The 16013-nt window shown below is 72.5% G+C and carries 14 protein-coding genes; 8 read left to right on the plus strand and 6 right to left on the minus strand.

Annotation, left to right across the window (positions count from 1 at the left end; all coding sequences use genetic code 11):
• Positions 1–81: 81 nt before the first annotated feature.
• Both C1703_RS24690 and C1703_RS24700 read left to right on the plus strand, forming a co-directional pair.
• Complete coding sequence (locus C1703_RS24690) at positions 82–756, plus strand: RNA polymerase sigma factor (protein ID WP_114254907.1); 675 nt, start codon at positions 82–84, stop codon at positions 754–756.
• Positions 756–1859, plus strand: coding sequence for an extensin (locus C1703_RS24700; protein ID WP_157993160.1), 1104 nt, complete (start codon positions 756–758; stop codon positions 1857–1859). Before C1703_RS24690 ends, C1703_RS24700 begins: the two co-directional genes overlap by 1 nt.
• 191 nt (positions 1860–2050) lie before the next feature.
• On the opposite strand, the gene C1703_RS24705 is transcribed toward C1703_RS24700, so the two are convergent.
• A complete protein-coding gene (locus C1703_RS24705; RefSeq protein ID WP_114254909.1) occupies positions 2051–2890 on the minus strand; it encodes a L,D-transpeptidase family protein in 840 nt (279 codons plus the stop codon).
• Positions 2891–3029: 139 nt separating this feature from the next.
• Between C1703_RS24705 and C1703_RS24710 the strand changes: the two genes are divergently transcribed.
• Positions 3030–4610: a methylmalonyl-CoA mutase family protein gene (locus C1703_RS24710; protein ID WP_114254910.1), complete on the plus strand. Its 1581-nt coding sequence runs from the start codon at positions 3030–3032 to the stop codon at positions 4608–4610.
• Between the two features lie 65 nt (positions 4611–4675).
• Complete coding sequence (gene leuE, locus C1703_RS24715) at positions 4676–5323, plus strand: leucine efflux protein LeuE (RefSeq protein WP_114254911.1); 648 nt, start codon at positions 4676–4678, stop codon at positions 5321–5323.
• A 6-nt stretch (positions 5324–5329) separates the two neighbouring features.
• Here leuE and C1703_RS24720 read toward each other — a convergent pair whose 3' ends face one another.
• Complete coding sequence (locus tag C1703_RS24720; RefSeq protein ID WP_114254912.1) at positions 5330–6790, minus strand: FAD-dependent oxidoreductase; 1461 nt, start codon at positions 6788–6790, stop codon at positions 5330–5332.
• Positions 6791–6863: 73 nt separating this feature from the next.
• On the opposite strand from C1703_RS24720, the gene C1703_RS24725 reads away from it, so the two are divergent.
• Positions 6864–7514: a TetR/AcrR family transcriptional regulator gene (locus C1703_RS24725; RefSeq protein WP_114254913.1), complete on the plus strand. Its 651-nt coding sequence runs from the start codon at positions 6864–6866 to the stop codon at positions 7512–7514.
• Positions 7515–7523: 9 nt separating this feature from the next.
• Here the strand turns inward: C1703_RS24725 and C1703_RS24730 are convergent, their stop codons facing one another.
• The 4 genes from C1703_RS24730 to C1703_RS24745 all read right to left on the minus strand — a co-directional run bounded on the left by C1703_RS24730 (position 7524) and on the right by C1703_RS24745 (position 12171).
• Entirely contained in the window at positions 7524–8444 is a 921-nt protein-coding gene (locus C1703_RS24730) for a class I SAM-dependent methyltransferase (protein ID WP_114254914.1), read from the minus strand.
• A gap of 63 nt (positions 8445–8507) precedes the next feature.
• Entirely contained in the window at positions 8508–9614 is a 1107-nt protein-coding gene (locus C1703_RS24735) for an acyltransferase (RefSeq protein ID WP_232840781.1), read from the minus strand.
• A 239-nt stretch (positions 9615–9853) separates the two neighbouring features.
• Complete coding sequence (locus C1703_RS24740) at positions 9854–11185, minus strand: alpha-2,8-polysialyltransferase family protein (RefSeq protein WP_114254916.1); 1332 nt, start codon at positions 11183–11185, stop codon at positions 9854–9856.
• On the minus strand, positions 11185–12171 hold the full coding sequence (locus tag C1703_RS24745) for a glycosyltransferase family 2 protein (RefSeq protein WP_114254917.1): 987 nt from the start codon (positions 12169–12171) through the stop codon (positions 11185–11187). The genes C1703_RS24740 and C1703_RS24745 overlap by 1 nt, the downstream gene beginning before the upstream one ends.
• 198 nt (positions 12172–12369) lie before the next feature.
• Between C1703_RS24745 and C1703_RS24750 the strand changes: the two genes are divergently transcribed.
• The 3 genes from C1703_RS24750 to C1703_RS24760 are packed head-to-tail and all read left to right on the plus strand — an operon-like array spanning position 12370 to position 15969.
• Positions 12370–13716 (plus strand): DUF6716 putative glycosyltransferase, encoded by a 1347-nt coding sequence (locus C1703_RS24750; RefSeq protein ID WP_114254918.1) that lies wholly within the window; start codon positions 12370–12372, stop codon positions 13714–13716.
• A gap of 35 nt (positions 13717–13751) precedes the next feature.
• Positions 13752–15017: an N-acylneuraminate cytidylyltransferase gene (locus C1703_RS24755; RefSeq protein ID WP_114254919.1), complete on the plus strand. Its 1266-nt coding sequence runs from the start codon at positions 13752–13754 to the stop codon at positions 15015–15017.
• 13 nt (positions 15018–15030) lie between these two features.
• Positions 15031–15969 (plus strand): N-acetylneuraminate synthase family protein, encoded by a 939-nt coding sequence (locus C1703_RS24760; RefSeq protein WP_031119834.1) that lies wholly within the window; start codon positions 15031–15033, stop codon positions 15967–15969.
• The last annotated feature ends 44 nt before the right edge of the window (positions 15970–16013 follow it).

Raw genomic sequence — 16013 nt, forward strand, 5'->3', positions numbered from 1 at the left:
CGCAACCACCAATTGAGCAACCACAACGGCGAGAACCCGGTCCGCGAGAGCGGCGCCGGCTTAGGCGCAGAAGGGCGCGCGGTGCTGGGGGACGACGCGGAGCTGACCGCCGCGGTGCGTGCGGCACAGGACGGAGATGAAACCGCGTTCCGGACTGTGTACCGCGCCGTGCACCCGCGGCTGCTCGGATACGTACGGACGCTGGTCGGCGATCCCGACGCCGAGGACGTGACGTCCGAGGCGTGGCTGCAGATAGCCCGTGACCTGGAGCGGTTCACCGGCGACGCGGACCGCTTCCGCGGCTGGGCCGCCCGGATCGCCCGCAACCGCGCGCTGGACCACATACGCATGCGCGGACGCCGGCCCGCGATCGGTGGTGACGAGACCGAACTGACCGGCCGGGCCGCCGAGTCCGACACGGCCGGCGAGGCCATCGAGGCGCTCGCCACCGACGGCACCTTCTCCCTGATCTCCCGGCTGCCGCAGGACCAGGCCGAGGCGGTCGTGCTGCGCGTGGTCGTGGGCCTCGACGCCAAGACGGCCGCCGAGACGCTGGGCAAGCGCCCGGGCGCGGTCCGCACGGCGGCCCACCGGGGCCTGAAGCGGCTCGCCGAGCTGTTGGGCGACAATCCACAGGCCGATCCGGAATCGGCCGGGGTGCTCGACGCCCTGCCGCTCCAGAGAGAACCGCGCGGCGGTGCGGTGACGTCCGCAGGTGTGACGCACAGCGTTGCGCGGACGCAGAAGGATGTGTGATGGCCGACGAGCAGTACAGGTGGCTGGACCGCGAAACGGCGGAACGTCTGCTGAGCGGAGAGCCACCGGAAGCTGTCGACGGCGCCGCCCGCGGCGAGGCCGAACGGCTCGCCAGGGTGCTGGGCGCACTGTCCGCCTCACCCCCGCTGACCAGCGAGGAACTCCCCGGCGAGGCCGCGGCGGTGGCCGCCTTTCGCAAGGCGCGCGCGGAACGCGCCGACATCGGTGCGGCCTCCACGGCCGGCGGAGGAAGAGCCTCCGGTGAGGCCGCCGACACCGGGCTGGTCCGGATCGGCGCCCCCAGCCGCCGTGGCTCCGGCGATGTCCGGCGGCCCCGCCGGGCCCGTCCCGCGCGCCTCGCACTGGCCGCCGCGCTGGCCGTCGGCATGGTCGGCGGCGTCGCCGTCGCGGCCGGAACCGGAGTGCTGAGGGCACCGTTCGGCGGCGCGGAGCCCGGCCCGGGCGCCTCCGTCTCGACCGGGGCCACTCCTGACGAGCGCCCACTGATGTCCCCCTCGCCGAGCGAGGCACCGCAGGGCGGGTCCACCCCCGACGACGACACCCGGGACGGCACCTCGACCGGCGGCGCAGGCGGCACCGGAGGCACCGGCGGCTCCGGGCGGGGCGAGGCGCGCGACGGCGCGGGCCCCAAGTCCGACCCCGGCCACCGGGGAGGCGGCTCCGGCGGCAGCCGGCGGGAGCTCGCGGCCTCCTGCCGCGACCTGCGCGACGGCAAGCGGCTGGACGCCGGCCGCAAGCGCGCGCTGCGGGACGCGGCAGGCGACACCCGGGTGTGGCGGTACTGCGAGCGCGTCCTGTCCGAGGCCGACCCCGGCGCGGCTGAGCGGAACGGCGGGCGTCCGGACAAGGGCGGCCACGGGTTCCGGGACGGCGGCCGGGGCGAGGAGCGCCGGGAGGGCGGGAAGCAGGGCGGCGAGAAGGGCAGCGGGAAGCAGGAGCGGTCCGAGCGGAAGGCCGGCGAAAGGGCCGGGAAGAAGGACGGCGGGGCCGACGAGGGGAACCGCGGCCGGGCCACGCGCTCGCTCGGACCCCTCCGACCTGCGGTTTCGTCCTCCGTGAAAATCTCCTGGCCGAGGGTGTGACGTTTTTGGCCGCCCCGGCGCAGTAATGAGTGAGCCGACTGGTCATCGGCCGTCGCACGGAGCCGGGGTTCCCCCCGTACCTACGGCTCGTGCACCTGAGCGCGGGCGGGACACGTTCCCCCGGTCCCGCCCGCGCCCCACCTCCTCTCCGTTCCTCGCCGCGATCGGCGTCCTCTCCTGGACCGGTGTCCTCACCGGGACACGACGACCTTGTCGCCAGTGCGCACCTGCGCGTACAGGCCGGCGATCGCCGCCTCGTCCCGTACGTTGACGCAGCCGTGCGAGGCGCCCGCGTAGCCCCGGGCGGCGAAGTCCGCCGAGTAGTGCACGGCCTGGCCGCCGCTGAAGAACATCGCGTAGGGCATCGGGGAGTCGTAGAGCGTCGACACGTGGTCGCGGGACTTCCAGTAGACGGAGAAGACGCCCTCGCGGGTCGGCGTGTACTCGGAGCCGAAGCGGACCGCCATCGTCGACAGGGTCCGGCCGTCGATCATCCAGCGCAGTGTCCTGCTGGTCTTGTCGACGCACAGCACCCGGCCGGTCGCGCAGCGCGGGTCCGGCGGGTCCGCGGGCTGCCCGCCCATCAGGTACAGGTCCCACGTGCCGGGCTCGCGCGTCATGCCCAGCAGCCGCTGCCACGTGACCGTGTCGGTCTTCCCGGTGCGCGGCAGCCCGCGCTTGCCCTGGAAGCCGCTGACCGCCTTCTCCGTCGGCTCGTCGTACGTCCCGGTCGGCCCGTCGAAGAGCCAGGCGACCTGCCGCAAACGGGCCTGGAGTTCGCGGACGTCCCGGCCGGTGTCGCCGCGGGACCACAGCACGCGGGGCGCGGCGCGGGGCCGGTCGTCACCGGGTGGGGCGGGCGCGCCGCCGGCCGGTCCGCCACCGTCGGGCGTGCGGGCCGGGGACGGGGTGCCGCTGGGGAGCTCGATGTGCACCGGCGGCCGGCGCTTGCCCTCGCCGTCCTGCGGCTGCACCGTACAGCCGGTCACCACGGCCAGTACGGCGGCCGCCACCGCGATCGCTCTCCCCATGCCCCTGGTACGCACACGACCCCCCGTCGTCTCACCGGCGTGCCCGGATGTCACCTGAGATGTTCCCCGGGCGTGACCCGCCGCGAACCAGGGGGCATGGTGGTGAGCCAGGTCACTGCTCTGCGGGAGGCAACCCACCATGGCGCGTGAGTCGGAATCCGGACTGCCCATCGAGCCGGTCTACGGTCCGGAGGCCCTGGCGGGCTGGGATCCGGCGGAGAAGCTGGGGGAGCCGGGGGCGTACCCGTACACGCGGGGGGTGTACCCGACGATGTACACCGGCCGTCCGTGGACGATGCGCCAGTACGCCGGCTTCGGCACGGCGGCGGAGTCCAACGCCCGCTACCGGCAGCTGATCGCCCACGGCACGACGGGCCTGTCGGTCGCCTTCGACCTGCCCACCCAGATGGGCCACGACTCCGACGCCCCGCTCGCGCACGGCGAGGTCGGCAAGGTGGGCGTCGCCGTCGACTCGATCGACGACATGCGGGTGCTGTTCGACGGCATCCCGCTGGACCAGGTCTCCACGTCGATGACGATCAACGCCCCGGCGGCGCTGCTGCTGCTCCTGTACCAGCTGGTGGCGGAGGAGCAGGGGGTACGGGCCGACCAGCTCACCGGCACCATCCAGAACGACGTGCTCAAGGAGTACATCGCCCGCGGCACGTACATCTTCCCGCCGAAGCCCTCGCTGCGCCTGACCGCCGACATCTTCCAGTACTGCCGGGCCGAGATCCCGAGGTGGAACACGATCTCGATCTCCGGCTACCACATGGCCGAGGCGGGCGCGTCCCCCGCGCAGGAGATCGCGTTCACCCTCGCCGACGGCATCGAGTACGTCCGTACGGCGGTCGCGGCCGGCATGGACGTGGACGACTTCGCCCCGCGCCTGTCCTTCTTCTTCGTGGCCCGTACGACGATCCTGGAGGAGGTCGCCAAGTTCCGCGCGGCGCGCCGGATCTGGGCGCGGGTGATGCGGGAGGAGTTCGGCGCACGGAACCCCAAGTCACTGATGCTGCGCTTCCACACGCAGACGGCCGGGGTGCAGCTGACGGCCCAGCAGCCGGAGGTGAACCTGGTGCGCGTGGCGGTGCAGGGCCTCGCCGCGGTCCTGGGCGGCACCCAGTCCCTGCACACCAACTCCTTCGACGAGGCCATCGCCCTGCCGACCGACAAGAGCGCCCGGCTGGCCCTGCGCACCCAGCAGGTCCTGGCGCACGAGACGGACGTGACGGCCACCGTGGACCCCTTCGCGGGCTCCTACGCCGTCGAGCGGATGACGGACGACGTGGAGGCCGCGGCCGTCGAGCTGATGGCCAAGGTCGAGGAGCTGGGCGGCGCGGTCGGCGCCATCGAGCGGGGCTTCCAGAAGAACGAGATCGAGCGCAACGCCTACCGCATCGCGCGGGAGACCGACTCCGGCGAACGGGTGGTGGTCGGCCTCAACCGCTTCCAGCTCGACGAGGAGGAGCCGTACGAGCCGCTGCGCGTCGACCCCGCCATCGAGGCCCGGCAGGCCGAACGCCTGGCCGCGCTGCGCGCGGAGCGCGACCGGCCGGCGGTGGACGCGGCCCTCGCGGCCCTGAAGAAGACCGCCGAGGGCGACGACAACGTCCTGTATCCGATGAGGGAGGCACTGAGGAACCGGGCGACGGTCGGCGAGGTGTGCAACGCGCTGCGCGGGGTGTGGGGGGCCTACGCGCCGTCGGACGCCTTCTGACCTGGAGTCCCGGGGGGGGGGAATGCGCTGTCCGGGTGTCAGACCCGCGTGCGACACTCCTTCGCATGTTCGGTGTCATCGATCTGCCCACCTATCTGGCGGGCCTCGTCCTGATCGTCCTGCTGCCCGGTCCCAACTCGCTGTACGTGCTGTCCGTGGCCGCCCGCCGGGGCGTGCGGGCCGGGTACACGGCCGCCGCCGGAGTCTGGTGCGGGGACACGGTGCTGATGACGCTGTCCGCGGCCGGCGTCGCCTCGCTGCTGCAGGCGAACGCCGTGCTGTTCGGGATCGTGAAGTACGCCGGGGCCGGCTATCTGGCGTGGCTGGCCCTCGGCATGCTGCGGGCCGCGTGGGGCATGTGGCGGACGCGCGGGGAGCGGCCCGCCGGCGGTGAGGCTCCCGCGCCCGCCGGGGAGCGGCCCTTCCGGCGCGCCTTCGTCGTCAGCCTGTTCAACCCCAAGGCGATCCTCTTCTTCGTCGCCTTCTTCGTGCAGTTCGTGGACCCCGGGTACGCGTATCCGGCCCTGTCCTTCGTCGTCCTCGGCGCCCTCGCCCAGATCGCCAGCGTGCTGTACCTCAGCGCGCTGATATTCGGCGGCACGAGGCTGGCCGCCGCCTTCCGCCGCCGCAGGCGCCTGTCGGCCGGGGCGACCTCGGCGGCCGGGGCGCTGTTCCTGGGCTTCGCCGTGAAGCTGTCGCTGGCGAGCGCGTAGGCGTACTCACCCGCCCTGGCCGAAGCGGGCCAGGTACGCGGGCAGCCCGGCCGCCGAGTCACCCGCCCAGCCGACATAGCCGTCGGGACGGACGAGGTACAGCCCGGGCCCGTACACCCGGGGCGCGGGCCCCCGCACGACACGCACCACCACCGGGACCCCCGAAGCCGACGCCTCGCCCGCGGCGTGCGCCCCGCCCGCGGCCTCCGCACCCGCCGGCGCCTGCGCCCCCTCCAGGGCCAGTAGCGTCCAGTGCGGGCCGCGGAACGTGTCGAAGAGGCGGATGCCGTTCACCGTTCCGTCGGGGGCGCGGTCGCCGGCGCGGAGTGGGCCGGGCTCGGGGCGGGTCTCGTGGGTGAGGGGCGAGTGCCGGTAGCCGAGGCCGAGTTGGCGGGTCGCGTCTCCGCGCCGGGTCTCGCCGCGGTGCACGCGGGTGGACAGCCCCAGCACGTCCGCCGCGACGGGCCGCCGCTCCTCCTCGTAGGAGTCGAGCAGGGCCGGATCCGCGCCGTCGCGCAGCACCGCGCCCAGCTTCCAGCCCAGGTTGTAGGCGTCCTGGACGCTGGTGTTGAGGCCCTGGCCGCCGGCCGGGGAGTGCACGTGGGCCGCGTCGCCCGCGAGGAAGACCCGCCCGGAGCGGAAGCGGTCCGCGAGGGCGGCCCGGGGGCGGAAGTCGGAGGCCCAGCGCAGCTCCGTCACGGCCTCCGGCGCGAGGTGGGTGCGGGCGGCGACGACCTTCCGTACGCCCTCCAGCGACAGCTCCGGGGCGGTCCCGTCGGGGAACCCCGCCATCAGCTGGAAGTCCTCGGTGCCGGCCAGCGGGCAGAGCGCGAGGTAGCCGTCGCCGTCCCCGCCCGGCGGGAACAGGTGCCAGTTGTCCCGGTCCAGGCCGCTGATCCGGACGTCCGCGACGAGCGCCGGGCTCGGGTCGACGGTCTCGCCGGTCATGCCGATGCCGAGCAGCCGGCGTACGGTCGAGCGGCCGCCGTCCGCCGCGACGGCGTACCGGGCGGTGACGACCTCCCCGGAGGCGAACTCCGCGCGCACCCCGCCCCCGTCCTGCGTCAGGCCGACGACCTCCCGGCCGAAGGCGACCGAGCCTCCCAGCTCCTCCAGCCGGGCTCGCAGGATCTCCTGTGTGCGCCACTGCGGCACCATCAACGGCTCGTTGTACGGCGCGTCCTCACTCGGCTCGGCCGGGTCGAACATCCGGTGCTCGCCCACCCGCCTGCCGTCCTGCCAGACCATCCCCACCGGGTAGGGGCCGCCCGCCGCGCGGATCGCGCCGAGCACGCCCAGATCGTCGAAGACCTCCATCGTGCGCGGCTGGATCCCCTTGCCGCGCGAGCCCGGGAACAGCGTCTCCGCCCGCTCGGCGACCAGCGCGGCCACGCCCCGCCGCGCGAGGTCGATGCCGAGCGTCAGCCCGGTCGGGCCCGCGCCCACCACCAGCACGCCCGTGTCCATGCCCCACCTCTCCTTAACGCTGTTAAGTGCCCTCGTCCACGAGCGTCGCCTTAACGGTGTTAAGTTGTCAAGCGTGAGTACGGAACGACGCGAGCCCCTGGACCGCCGACGGGTCGCGGACACCGCGCTGCGGCTGCTGAACGAGGTGGGCCTGGACGGCCTGACCCTGCGCGCCATCGCCCGGGAACTGGACGTGAAGGCGCCCGCCCTCTACTGGCACTTCAAGGACAAACAGGCGCTGCTGGACGAGATGGCGACGGAGATGTACCGCCGGATGGTCGCCGGGACCGCGCTCGACCCCGCCGACACCTGGCGGGAGCGGCTGCTGAAGGCGAACCACGGGCTGCGCGCGGCCCTGCTGGGCTACCGGGACGGCGCGAAGGTGTTCAGCGGCTCACGCTTCACCGGCATCGAGCACGCCGGGCAGATGGAGGACAACCTGCGCCTGCTCACGGCCGCCGGCTTCAGCCTCCCCCAGGCGGCCCGCGCCCTCACCACGGCCTACCTGTACACGCTGGGCTTCGTCACCGAGGAGCAGGGCGTGCACCCCCTGCCCGGGGAGCGCCGCGCGGGCTACGACATGGACGAACGCGCCCGCCTGATGGCCGACTTTCCCTTGTCGGCCCAGGCGGGCGCGGAGATCTTCGAGAACTACGACCGGCACTTCGAGGAGGGACTCGCCCTCGTGATCGAGGGGATCGGGGCGCGCTACGGCGTCTCATGACACCCGCGGTCAGGCCCGCTTCGCCCGGGCCCGCTGCACGGCCCGGGTGACCACGGGCGGCAGCAGGTCCTTGGCGAGCTTGCGGGCCCGGGAGGGGGCGGGCCGGGCCGGGCGCGCCGCGCGGGACTCGGTGGCCGCGGGGGCGGGGGCCGGTGCCGGCGCGGGCTCCACGTAGTGCCGGGAGGGCGGGAACGACGGCGGCTTCATGCCCCTGGAGCGGGCGCGGACCAACCGGTGACCGGCCGCCTCCTGCACGCTCAGACCGACGTCCGAGCGCTGCCGCAGCATGGCGAGCAGTTCCTCCTGGAGCGGCTCGGGGTCGCCCCAGGTGCCGTACAGCTTCTGCGTGCTGAGGCAGATCGGGCGCAGGCCGCGGTTGAGGACGGCCTCCCAGGCGGCGACCGAGACACCCGGGGTGTGCTCGGAGCGGAAGTCGTCGAGGACCACGATGCCGTCGGGCCGCAGGATGTCGTGGGCCGCGCCGATGTCGCCGTGCACGTGCTCGTACAGGTGCGAGGCGTCGATGTGGATGAAGCGGCAGGTGTTCGGGGCCACCTTCTCGGACACCAGGGAGCTGGGGCCCGCGATCACCGTGGGCAGGGTGTCGTGGAAGGAGAGGTAGTTCCGCTCGAAGGCCTGCCGGGTCAGCGAGGCGTACGACTTCTGCGACTCCGCCTTGTTGGCGCCGTCCGGGGCCTCGCCCTCGAACAGGTCGCAGACCGTGAACTTCTCGCCGTCCTGGAGGTGGTGGCCGAGCAGGATGGCGCTCTTGCCCATGTAGACGCCCAGTTCCAGCAGGTCGCCGGTCATCCCCTGCTTCTTCTGCTGCTCGAGGAACCAGGTGAACAGCATCTGGTCCAGCGGCGGGAACCAGCCCGGGACGTCGGCGAGTTCACCGGGGAGCTTGTCGGTCGCTTGTGCGTTGGTCATGAGACGAGCCTTCTCTGTGAGCGTTGCCCGAACCGACGGTGGGTTGAACGTCCCGTGAACAGCTCAGCGGGCCTTGGCCAGCGCGGCCCGCAGGCGTGGCGTCAGCGGATTCTCCACATATTTGTTCAGCACCCATGCGAGCAGCAGCATTGACGCCACCGTCAGGGAGAAAGTCACCGCCGATGGCAGACCGAGGCCGCGGTGCAGGGCGTGGATCACCACCCAGCCGAGGTGTTCGTGGACGAGGTAGAACGGATACGTCAGCGCCCCCGCCACCGTCAGCCAGCGCCAGTTCGCCCAGCGCAGCCAGCCCAGCGCGATCGCCGCGACCGCCACGAAGCCGAAGGTGACGACGAGGATGATGCCGGTGGCGGAGCGGTACGAGAAGCCGCCCGCGTCCGGCGCGTGCCACAGGCTCTGCACCGCGTAGTGCTGCCCGATCAGCCAGCTCACGGCCACGATGCCCCAGCCGTAGGCGTCCCGCCGGTCGAGGTGCACGAGGTAGAGGCCGACACCGCCGATGAAGAAGGGGGCGTACTCGGGCATCAGGACGATGTCGAGCAGCGGCATGTGCGCGTTCCGGGCGATCACCGCCGCGAGCAGCCAGCCCGCGCAGAACATGATGACCCGGCGGCGGTTCGCCCCGGGCAGCACGACGCACAGCGCGAACAGGGCGTAGAAGCGGATCTCCGCCCAGAGCGTCCAGCACACGCCGAGCACCCGGTCCACGCCCAGCGGCATCTGCAGCATGGTCAGGTTCACCAGGGCGTCGCTCGGCGAGACCGCCTTGTACGCCACCATCGGCAGCGCGAACACGGCCGTGACGAGGACGACCGCCACCCAGTAGGCCGGCAGCAGCCGGGAGGCGCGGGAGGCGAAGAACGACTTCAGCGGCCGGCCCCAGCCGCTCATGCAGATCACGAACCCGCTGATCACGAAGAACACCTGGACGCCGAGGCAGCCGTAGGCGAAGACCTCGTGCAGCGTGGGGAACTGGAGCTTCGGCGAGGACCCCCAGGCCTCGGCGACCTCGCCGTCGCGCCCGCCGTAGTGGTAGGCCGCGACCATCAGCGCGGCCACCAGCCGCAGCCCGTCGAGGGCGCGCAGCCGGCCCCCGGAGCTCTGCCGGCGCCGCGGGACGGTCGGGGCGCCCGGTGGTTCGACCAGCACGGCGACACCGGGCTGGGGCTTGCGGGTGCTGACGACCGTCTCGGTCACGCTGAAAACCTCTGTGTGGCTCGTTATGTCCTTTACCTGAGCCGCCTGTGGGCGGGCAGGGCGCCTGTCACCCTAGGACGTGAATTGACGCAATTACGTTCGATGGCAACAGGCTTCGCCTGCCGGTCTCCGCGGGTTCATCTGGATGTTGCCGAGAGCACCCGCCGCGCGGACCCTCGCCGGGGGCCTTTTCAGCGGCGTACCGCCTTGCGCAGTGCCCGGGCCCGCCGGACCACCCGGCGTGCCGTGGAATTGCGGGGCAGGAACGCCAGCCGCTGCGGAATTCCGCCGGGCAGTCCGAGCGCGGTGAGGCGCCGCTTCTTGAAGTAGCGCCGGGTGCGCGGGCCGAGATGCCGGGCGAGGAACTGCTCGGCCTGTTCCCGCAGCTCCGGATAGATCTGCGGCTGCATGGTGAATCCGACGGCGGTGAGCAGGCCGGGCAGCCGCTCGGCCGGCAGCACGTCGCCGTCCTCGTCGCTCTCCAGGTCGGGCAGCAGCGCGTCCGCCAGGGTGGTGGGGACGCGGTTGCTGTTCTGGTAGGGCGTCAGCCGCTCCAGCAGCAGCTCGGTGCCGATGCGGGCGGCCGGCAGGTCGTAGAAGGCCGACGCCGTGAACAGGGCGGTGGAGAAGCAGCCGACGACCAGGGCGGGCCGGGCGCGGTCGAAGAGGACCTCGGCGAGGACGGGCGTGTCCAGCACCGTGAGGTCGACGCCGAGCTTCTCGGCCTCGGTCTCCAGGGCGCGGCTGTAGCGGGCCGGGGCGGTCGGGTGGGGCTTGAAGACGACCGTGCGGTGGCCGCGGGCGACGGCGCCCCGCATCATCCGCACGTGCAGGTCCTCTTCCTCCTCGGGGGAGAGGATGTTCAGCGCCGACAGGTACTGGCCGAGCAGCAGCGCCGAGTCGCCGGGCAGGTCGGGCAGCTCCGGCACCGTCTCGGTGACCTCGCCCAGCACCTTCAGGAACGCGGGCGAGGGCACCAGCCGCGCCGGCACGCCGAACTCGGTCAGCAGCATCGGCGTGAGCCCCGGCACCAGATCGAGGTGCAGCAGCCGCCGCACGCGGGTGCCGACCAGCGGGTCGAGCTTGTTGCGCGTGGGGCCGTAGCTCATCAGCCCGTCGGCGTAGACGTCGATGGGGGCGTCGGTGAACAGCTGGGCCACCGTGAGCGCGGGCGCCACCTGGATGGACTCCAGGACCAGGCTGACGCGGTCGTCGCCGAGGCCCCACAGCATCCGCAGATAGCGCTCGAACAGCGGGACGTCGTCCGAGCGCGGTGTCCAGGCCCCGGGGTGGAAGGGGCGGATGGCCTCGTTCCAGGACAGGACGTCGTCGAAGTGCGAGCGCAGCGGCTCGAAGCCCGGCATCTCGTCGAGGGCCGGGGTGGTCTCCGGGGTCGCGGAGTTGTTGAACACCAGCAGCACCCGGCGGTCCGGCTCCTCGAAGAGGTCCGAGTCGATCGCGGCGGCCAGGGTGGCGACGCCGTACAGCGTCGAGGCGCAGAAGATCTGAGTGGTCCCGGGCATCAGGCCGCCGCTCCCGTCGTGGTCACCCGGCGGCGCAGCCGCCGCAGCTTGGACGCGCGGTCCATGTCCATGGCCTCCAGGGCGTCGGCGAGCGCGGCCTGCGGCATCCGCTTGATGGCCGCCGCGCTCATCGACCGCAGCTGCCTCGCCACGGCCGGTTCGAACCTGTCTTCGTTGGAGAGGTGGTGGGCGATGATCGCGCAGTAGGTCCGCACCGCCTTGGGCAGCAGCCGGTCGGCCTCGCGGTCCGCGGCCGTCTCCTCGATCACCTGGTCGAAGGCGCGGATGAAGTCGAGCTGGCGGACGTCCCCGATCTGCGTCAGGGACGACGCCACACCGCGCCGGTAGAACACGCCCAGCAGGCTGATCACGGCGAACGACTCCGCCTCCCGGTGCAGCTTCCAGATCCACGGCCGGTCCTCGGCCGTGCGCAGCCCGTCGGTGAAGTGGAGCACGCCCTTGTCGACGAGGCGGCGGTGGTAGGCGCCGGCCCACGCGTAGGCGTAGTCCACCGACGTGGAGCGGTGCGCCGGGAGGATCGCCTCGCGCGGGTCGAACGCCTCCCAGCGGCGGCCGACCGGGACCCGGTGCACCGAACGGGCGCGGGCGGTGGCCTGCACATGGTCGGTGCGCACGAAGTCGCAGCCCAACTGCTCCATGGCGGACACCAGTTCGGTGAGGTAACCGGGGGCCAGCCAGTCGTCGCCGTCCAGGAACGTCAGGTACTCGCCCTGTGCCGCGTCCAGGCCGGTGTTGCGGGCCGTGGCGAGCCCGCCGTTCTTCTCGTGTCGGATGTAACGCACCTGCGCGACGTCCGAAAGCTCCTCGGCCGCCCGTTCGAGAATGGCCGGGGTTCCATCCTTCGAATGGTCGTCGACCAGGATGAACTCGAAATCGCGGTCGGCGTTCAGCCGAAGGCTTCTGAGGGTGTCCGGGGCATATTGCTGCACGTTGTAGAACGGCACGATCACGGAAAGCTTAGGCACCCGCAAAACGTTAGGAGGCCGCCCGGCAGCGGAACTTTCCGATGGAGGTACACCGGGTGAACTCAATGTGTCAGAACGGTGCACCCCGTGTACTTCCCGCTTTCCAGCAGGCCAGTTCGGCTCTCGGTGGGGTGTTGTTAACTTTTCGTTGAGTCCCGGTTCCGCCATACCTAGGATTCGCTTCCTAGCGTCTTCGACGTGCCAGCAAGTACACCGAAGCGCCCGCGCATCGCGGTCCTCGCGGACTCCGACACCCGATGGAAATGGGGTGCGCTGACCGCGCACCGCATCGCCCCGGGACCGTCCATGGAAACCGCAGCGCGCGAGGGCGCGCAAGTCGGCCCCGTCCTCGACGGATTCCTGCTGCGCGGCCGGGCCACGCCCACCCCGCGCCAGCTCCAGGAAGTGGGCGTGCGCGCCGACTCGCTGCGGGAGGTCACCGCGGTCGAGTTCCTGCGCGCCATGGCCGAGGAGTCCTACGACGTCCTCGTGCTGTCCCTGGTGGGCGGCGGTGTGCAGGCGATGCTGCACGGCCTCGAGCGCGTGTGGGAGGGCCGGACTGCACGGCCCGTCGTCGTCACCGGCTACGTCGGCGTCGTCTACGAGAAGCTCGCCGACGGCCTGCTGCTGCGGCACGGCGCGGACCTGGTCCTCGCCAACTCCCGCCAGGACGCGGACCGTTTCCGGGCCGTGTACGAAGGGGTCGGCGCCGACGCCTCCGCGGTGACGGAGGTGGCCCTGCCGTTCCTCGGCGGTGCGCCGTACGCAGGCGAGAACACCCCCTACACGGTCGTCTTCGCCGCCCAGCCCTCGGTCCCCGAGAGCCGCAAGGACCGTACGTACCTGCTGAACCGGCTGGTCGAGCACGCCCGGAAGCACCCCGAGCGCGAGGTGCTGCTGAAGCTGCGCTCCAAGCCGGGCGAACACACCACCCACATCGAGGAGTTGCCGTACCAGAAGCTGGTGCAGCGCCTCGATCCGCCGGCCAACTTCCGCCTGGTGTACGGCAACATGGGCGAGGTCCTGGACCGGACCGACCTGCTGGTGACGGTCAGCTCCACGGCCGCCCTGGAGTCGCTGCACCGCCGTATCCCCACGGTCGTGCTGACCGACCTCGGCATCCGCGAGTCGCTCGGCAACCACCACTTCATCGGCTCCGGCTGCCTCGCCTCCTGGGACCAGCTCGACGCCGGACACCGGCCGGTGCCCGACGAGGAGTGGGTCGCCCGGCAGGGAGTCGCGGCCGACGGCTCCTACGAGTCCGCCTTCGACGCGGCCCGCGAACGCATCGCCAAGCTGCTCGACCGGCCCGGCGGCCTGCCCCCGCTGACCCCGTACTACACCCCCGTCACCGCGCCCGGCTATCTGCCCGGGATCCTCGCCCGCCACCACCTCGGCCCGGACGGCACCCCGCTGCCCGGCGCGCCCGCCGCCGACAAGGAGCCCGGACCGGTCCGGCAGATCGTGCGCCGGGCGGCGCGCGGCGCCTACCGGCACGGCGTGCAGCGCGTGGCGCCCGTCATCCGGCGGATGGGGGAGCTGTGAGCCGCCAAGAGACCCCTGCCCAAGGAGTAGACCCGATGTCCCGACCGGAAGCCGGCCAAGGCGCCTCCGTGCGCCGCGTGCTGGCGGTGATCCCCGCACGCGGCGGCTCCAAGGGCGTGCCCGCGAAGAACCTGCTGCCCGTCGGCGGCGTGCCGCTGGTGGCGCGAGCGGTCCGCGAGTGCCGCGCCGCGCGGCTCGTGACCGACGTCGTGGTCTCCACCGACGACCAGGCCATCGCCGCCGCCGCCCGCGAGGCGGGCGCCGAGGTCGTGCTGCGCCCGGCCGCCATCGCCGGGGACACGGCCACCTCCGAGGCCGCGGTCCTGCACGCCATGGACGCCCACGAGGCCCTGCACGGGGCGCCGGTGGACGTGGTCCTGCTCGTGCAGTGCACCAGCCCGTTCATCCTCCGCGAGGACATCGACGGGGTCGCCGGCGCGATCGTCGAGAACGGCGCCGACACCGCCGTCACCGTCGCGCCCTTCCACGGCTTCATCTGGCGGGACGCCGACGACGAGGTCACGGCCGGCTCCGTCGCGGAGTCCGACGCCGCGACCGGCGGTGGCTACGGCGTCAACCACGACAAGTCCTTCCGGCCCCGCCGCCAGGACCGCCCCCAGGACCTGCTGGAGACCGGCGCCGCCTACGCCATGGAGGCGACCGGCTTCCGCAAGCACCAGCACCGCTTCTTCGGCCGCACCGAACTGGTCCGCACGGACCCGGCGCGCGTGCTGGAGATCGACGACCCGCACGACCTCGCCCGCGCCCGGGCCCTCGCGCCGCTGTTCGACGCGGACCGGCCCGGCGCCCTCCCGACCGCCGACGACATCGACGCGGTTGTCCTCGACTTCGACGGCACCCAGACCGACGACCGGGTGCTCGTCGACTCCGAGGGACGGGAGTTCGTCTCCGTGCACCGCGGGGACGGACTCGGCATCGCGGCCCTCCGCCGGAGCGGCCTGAAGATGCTGATCCTGTCCACGGAACAGAACCCTGTGGTCGCCGCCCGGGCCCGGAAGCTCAAGCTCCCGGTGTTGCACGGCATCGACCGCAAGGACCTCGCGCTGAAGCAGTGGTGCGAGGAGCAGGGCATCGCGCCGGAGCGCGTGCTCTACGTCGGCAACGACGTCAATGACCTCCCGTGCTTCGCCCTCGTGGGCTGGCCCGTGGCGGTCGCGAGCGCCCACGACGTCGTGCGCGGCGCCGCACGCGCGGTCACCACCGTCCCCGGCGGCGACGGCGCGATCCGAGAGATCGCCAGCTGGATCCTCGGCCCCTCTCTCGATTCCCTCACCAAGTAAGGACTTCTCTGCCATGAGCACCAACTCCCGTATCCGCCAGTTCGGTTCGCGCGAGGTCGGCCCGGGCCGTCCGGTCTACGTCTGCGGTGAGATCGGCATCAACCACAACGGCGAGCTGGAGAACGCCTTCAAGCTCATCGACGCCGCCGCCGAGGCCGGCTGCGACGCCGTCAAGTTCCAGAAGCGCACCCCCGAGATCTGCACGCCGCGCGACCAGTGGGACATCGAGCGCGACACCCCCTGGGGCCGGATGACCTACATCGACTACCGCCACCGCGTGGAGTTCGGTGAGGACGAGTACCGCGCCATCGACGACTACTGCAAGTCGAAGAACATCGACTGGTTCGCCTCCCCGTGGGACACCGAGGCCGTCGCCTTCCTGGAGAAGTTCGACGTCCCCGCCCACAAGGTGGCCTCCGCCTCCCTCACCGACGACGAGCTGCTGCGCGCCCTGCGCGCCACCGGCCGCGCGGTGATCCTCTCCACCGGCATGTCGACCCCGAAGCAGATCCGCCACGCGGTCGAGGTCCTCGGCTCGGACAACATCCTGATGTGCCACGCCACGTCGACCTACCCGGCCAAGGCCGAGGAGCTCAACCTGCGCGTGATCAACACCCTCCAGCAGGAGTACCCGAACGTCCCGATCGGCTACTCCGGCCACGAGACCGGCCTGCAGACCACCCTCGCCGCGGTCGCCCTGGGCGCCACCTTCGTCGAGCGTCACATCACCCTCGACCGCGCCATGTGGGGCTCGGACCAGGCCGCCTCCGTCGAGCCGCAGGGCCTGACCCGCCTCGTCCGCGACATCCGCACCATCGAGGCCTCCCTCGGCGACGGCGTCAAGAAGGTCTACGAGTCCGAGCTGGGCCCGATGAAGAAGCTGCGCCGCGTCGCCGGCGTGGTCGCCGAGGCGGAGATCGCCACGGCCGCGGGCGAGCCGGTCGGCGTCTGAGCGCAGCACCCCCCACACCCCCCTTACGACGGGACGGTCGTACG

Source organism: Streptomyces sp. Go-475, assembly GCF_003330845.1.
Classification (GTDB): domain Bacteria; phylum Actinomycetota; class Actinomycetes; order Streptomycetales; family Streptomycetaceae; genus Streptomyces.

Coding starts and splice junctions, on each gene's coding strand:
- C1703_RS24710 (WP_114254910.1), top strand. CDS start 3,030: ATGGCGCGTGAGTCGGAATCCGGACTGCCCATCGAGCCGGTCTACGGT.
- C1703_RS24720 (WP_114254912.1), bottom strand. CDS start 6,790: ATGGACACGGGCGTGCTGGTGGTGGGCGCGGGCCCGACCGGGCTGACG.
- leuE (WP_114254911.1), top strand. CDS start 4,676: ATGTTCGGTGTCATCGATCTGCCCACCTATCTGGCGGGCCTCGTCCTG.
- C1703_RS24700 (WP_157993160.1), top strand. CDS start 756: ATGGCCGACGAGCAGTACAGGTGGCTGGACCGCGAAACGGCGGAACGT.
- C1703_RS24705 (WP_114254909.1), bottom strand. CDS start 2,890: ATGGGGAGAGCGATCGCGGTGGCGGCCGCCGTACTGGCCGTGGTGACC.
- C1703_RS24730 (WP_114254914.1), bottom strand. CDS start 8,444: ATGACCAACGCACAAGCGACCGACAAGCTCCCCGGTGAACTCGCCGAC.
- C1703_RS24760 (WP_031119834.1), top strand. CDS start 15,031: ATGAGCACCAACTCCCGTATCCGCCAGTTCGGTTCGCGCGAGGTCGGC.
- C1703_RS24740 (WP_114254916.1), bottom strand. CDS start 11,185: ATGCCCGGGACCACTCAGATCTTCTGCGCCTCGACGCTGTACGGCGTC.
- C1703_RS24755 (WP_114254919.1), top strand. CDS start 13,752: ATGTCCCGACCGGAAGCCGGCCAAGGCGCCTCCGTGCGCCGCGTGCTG.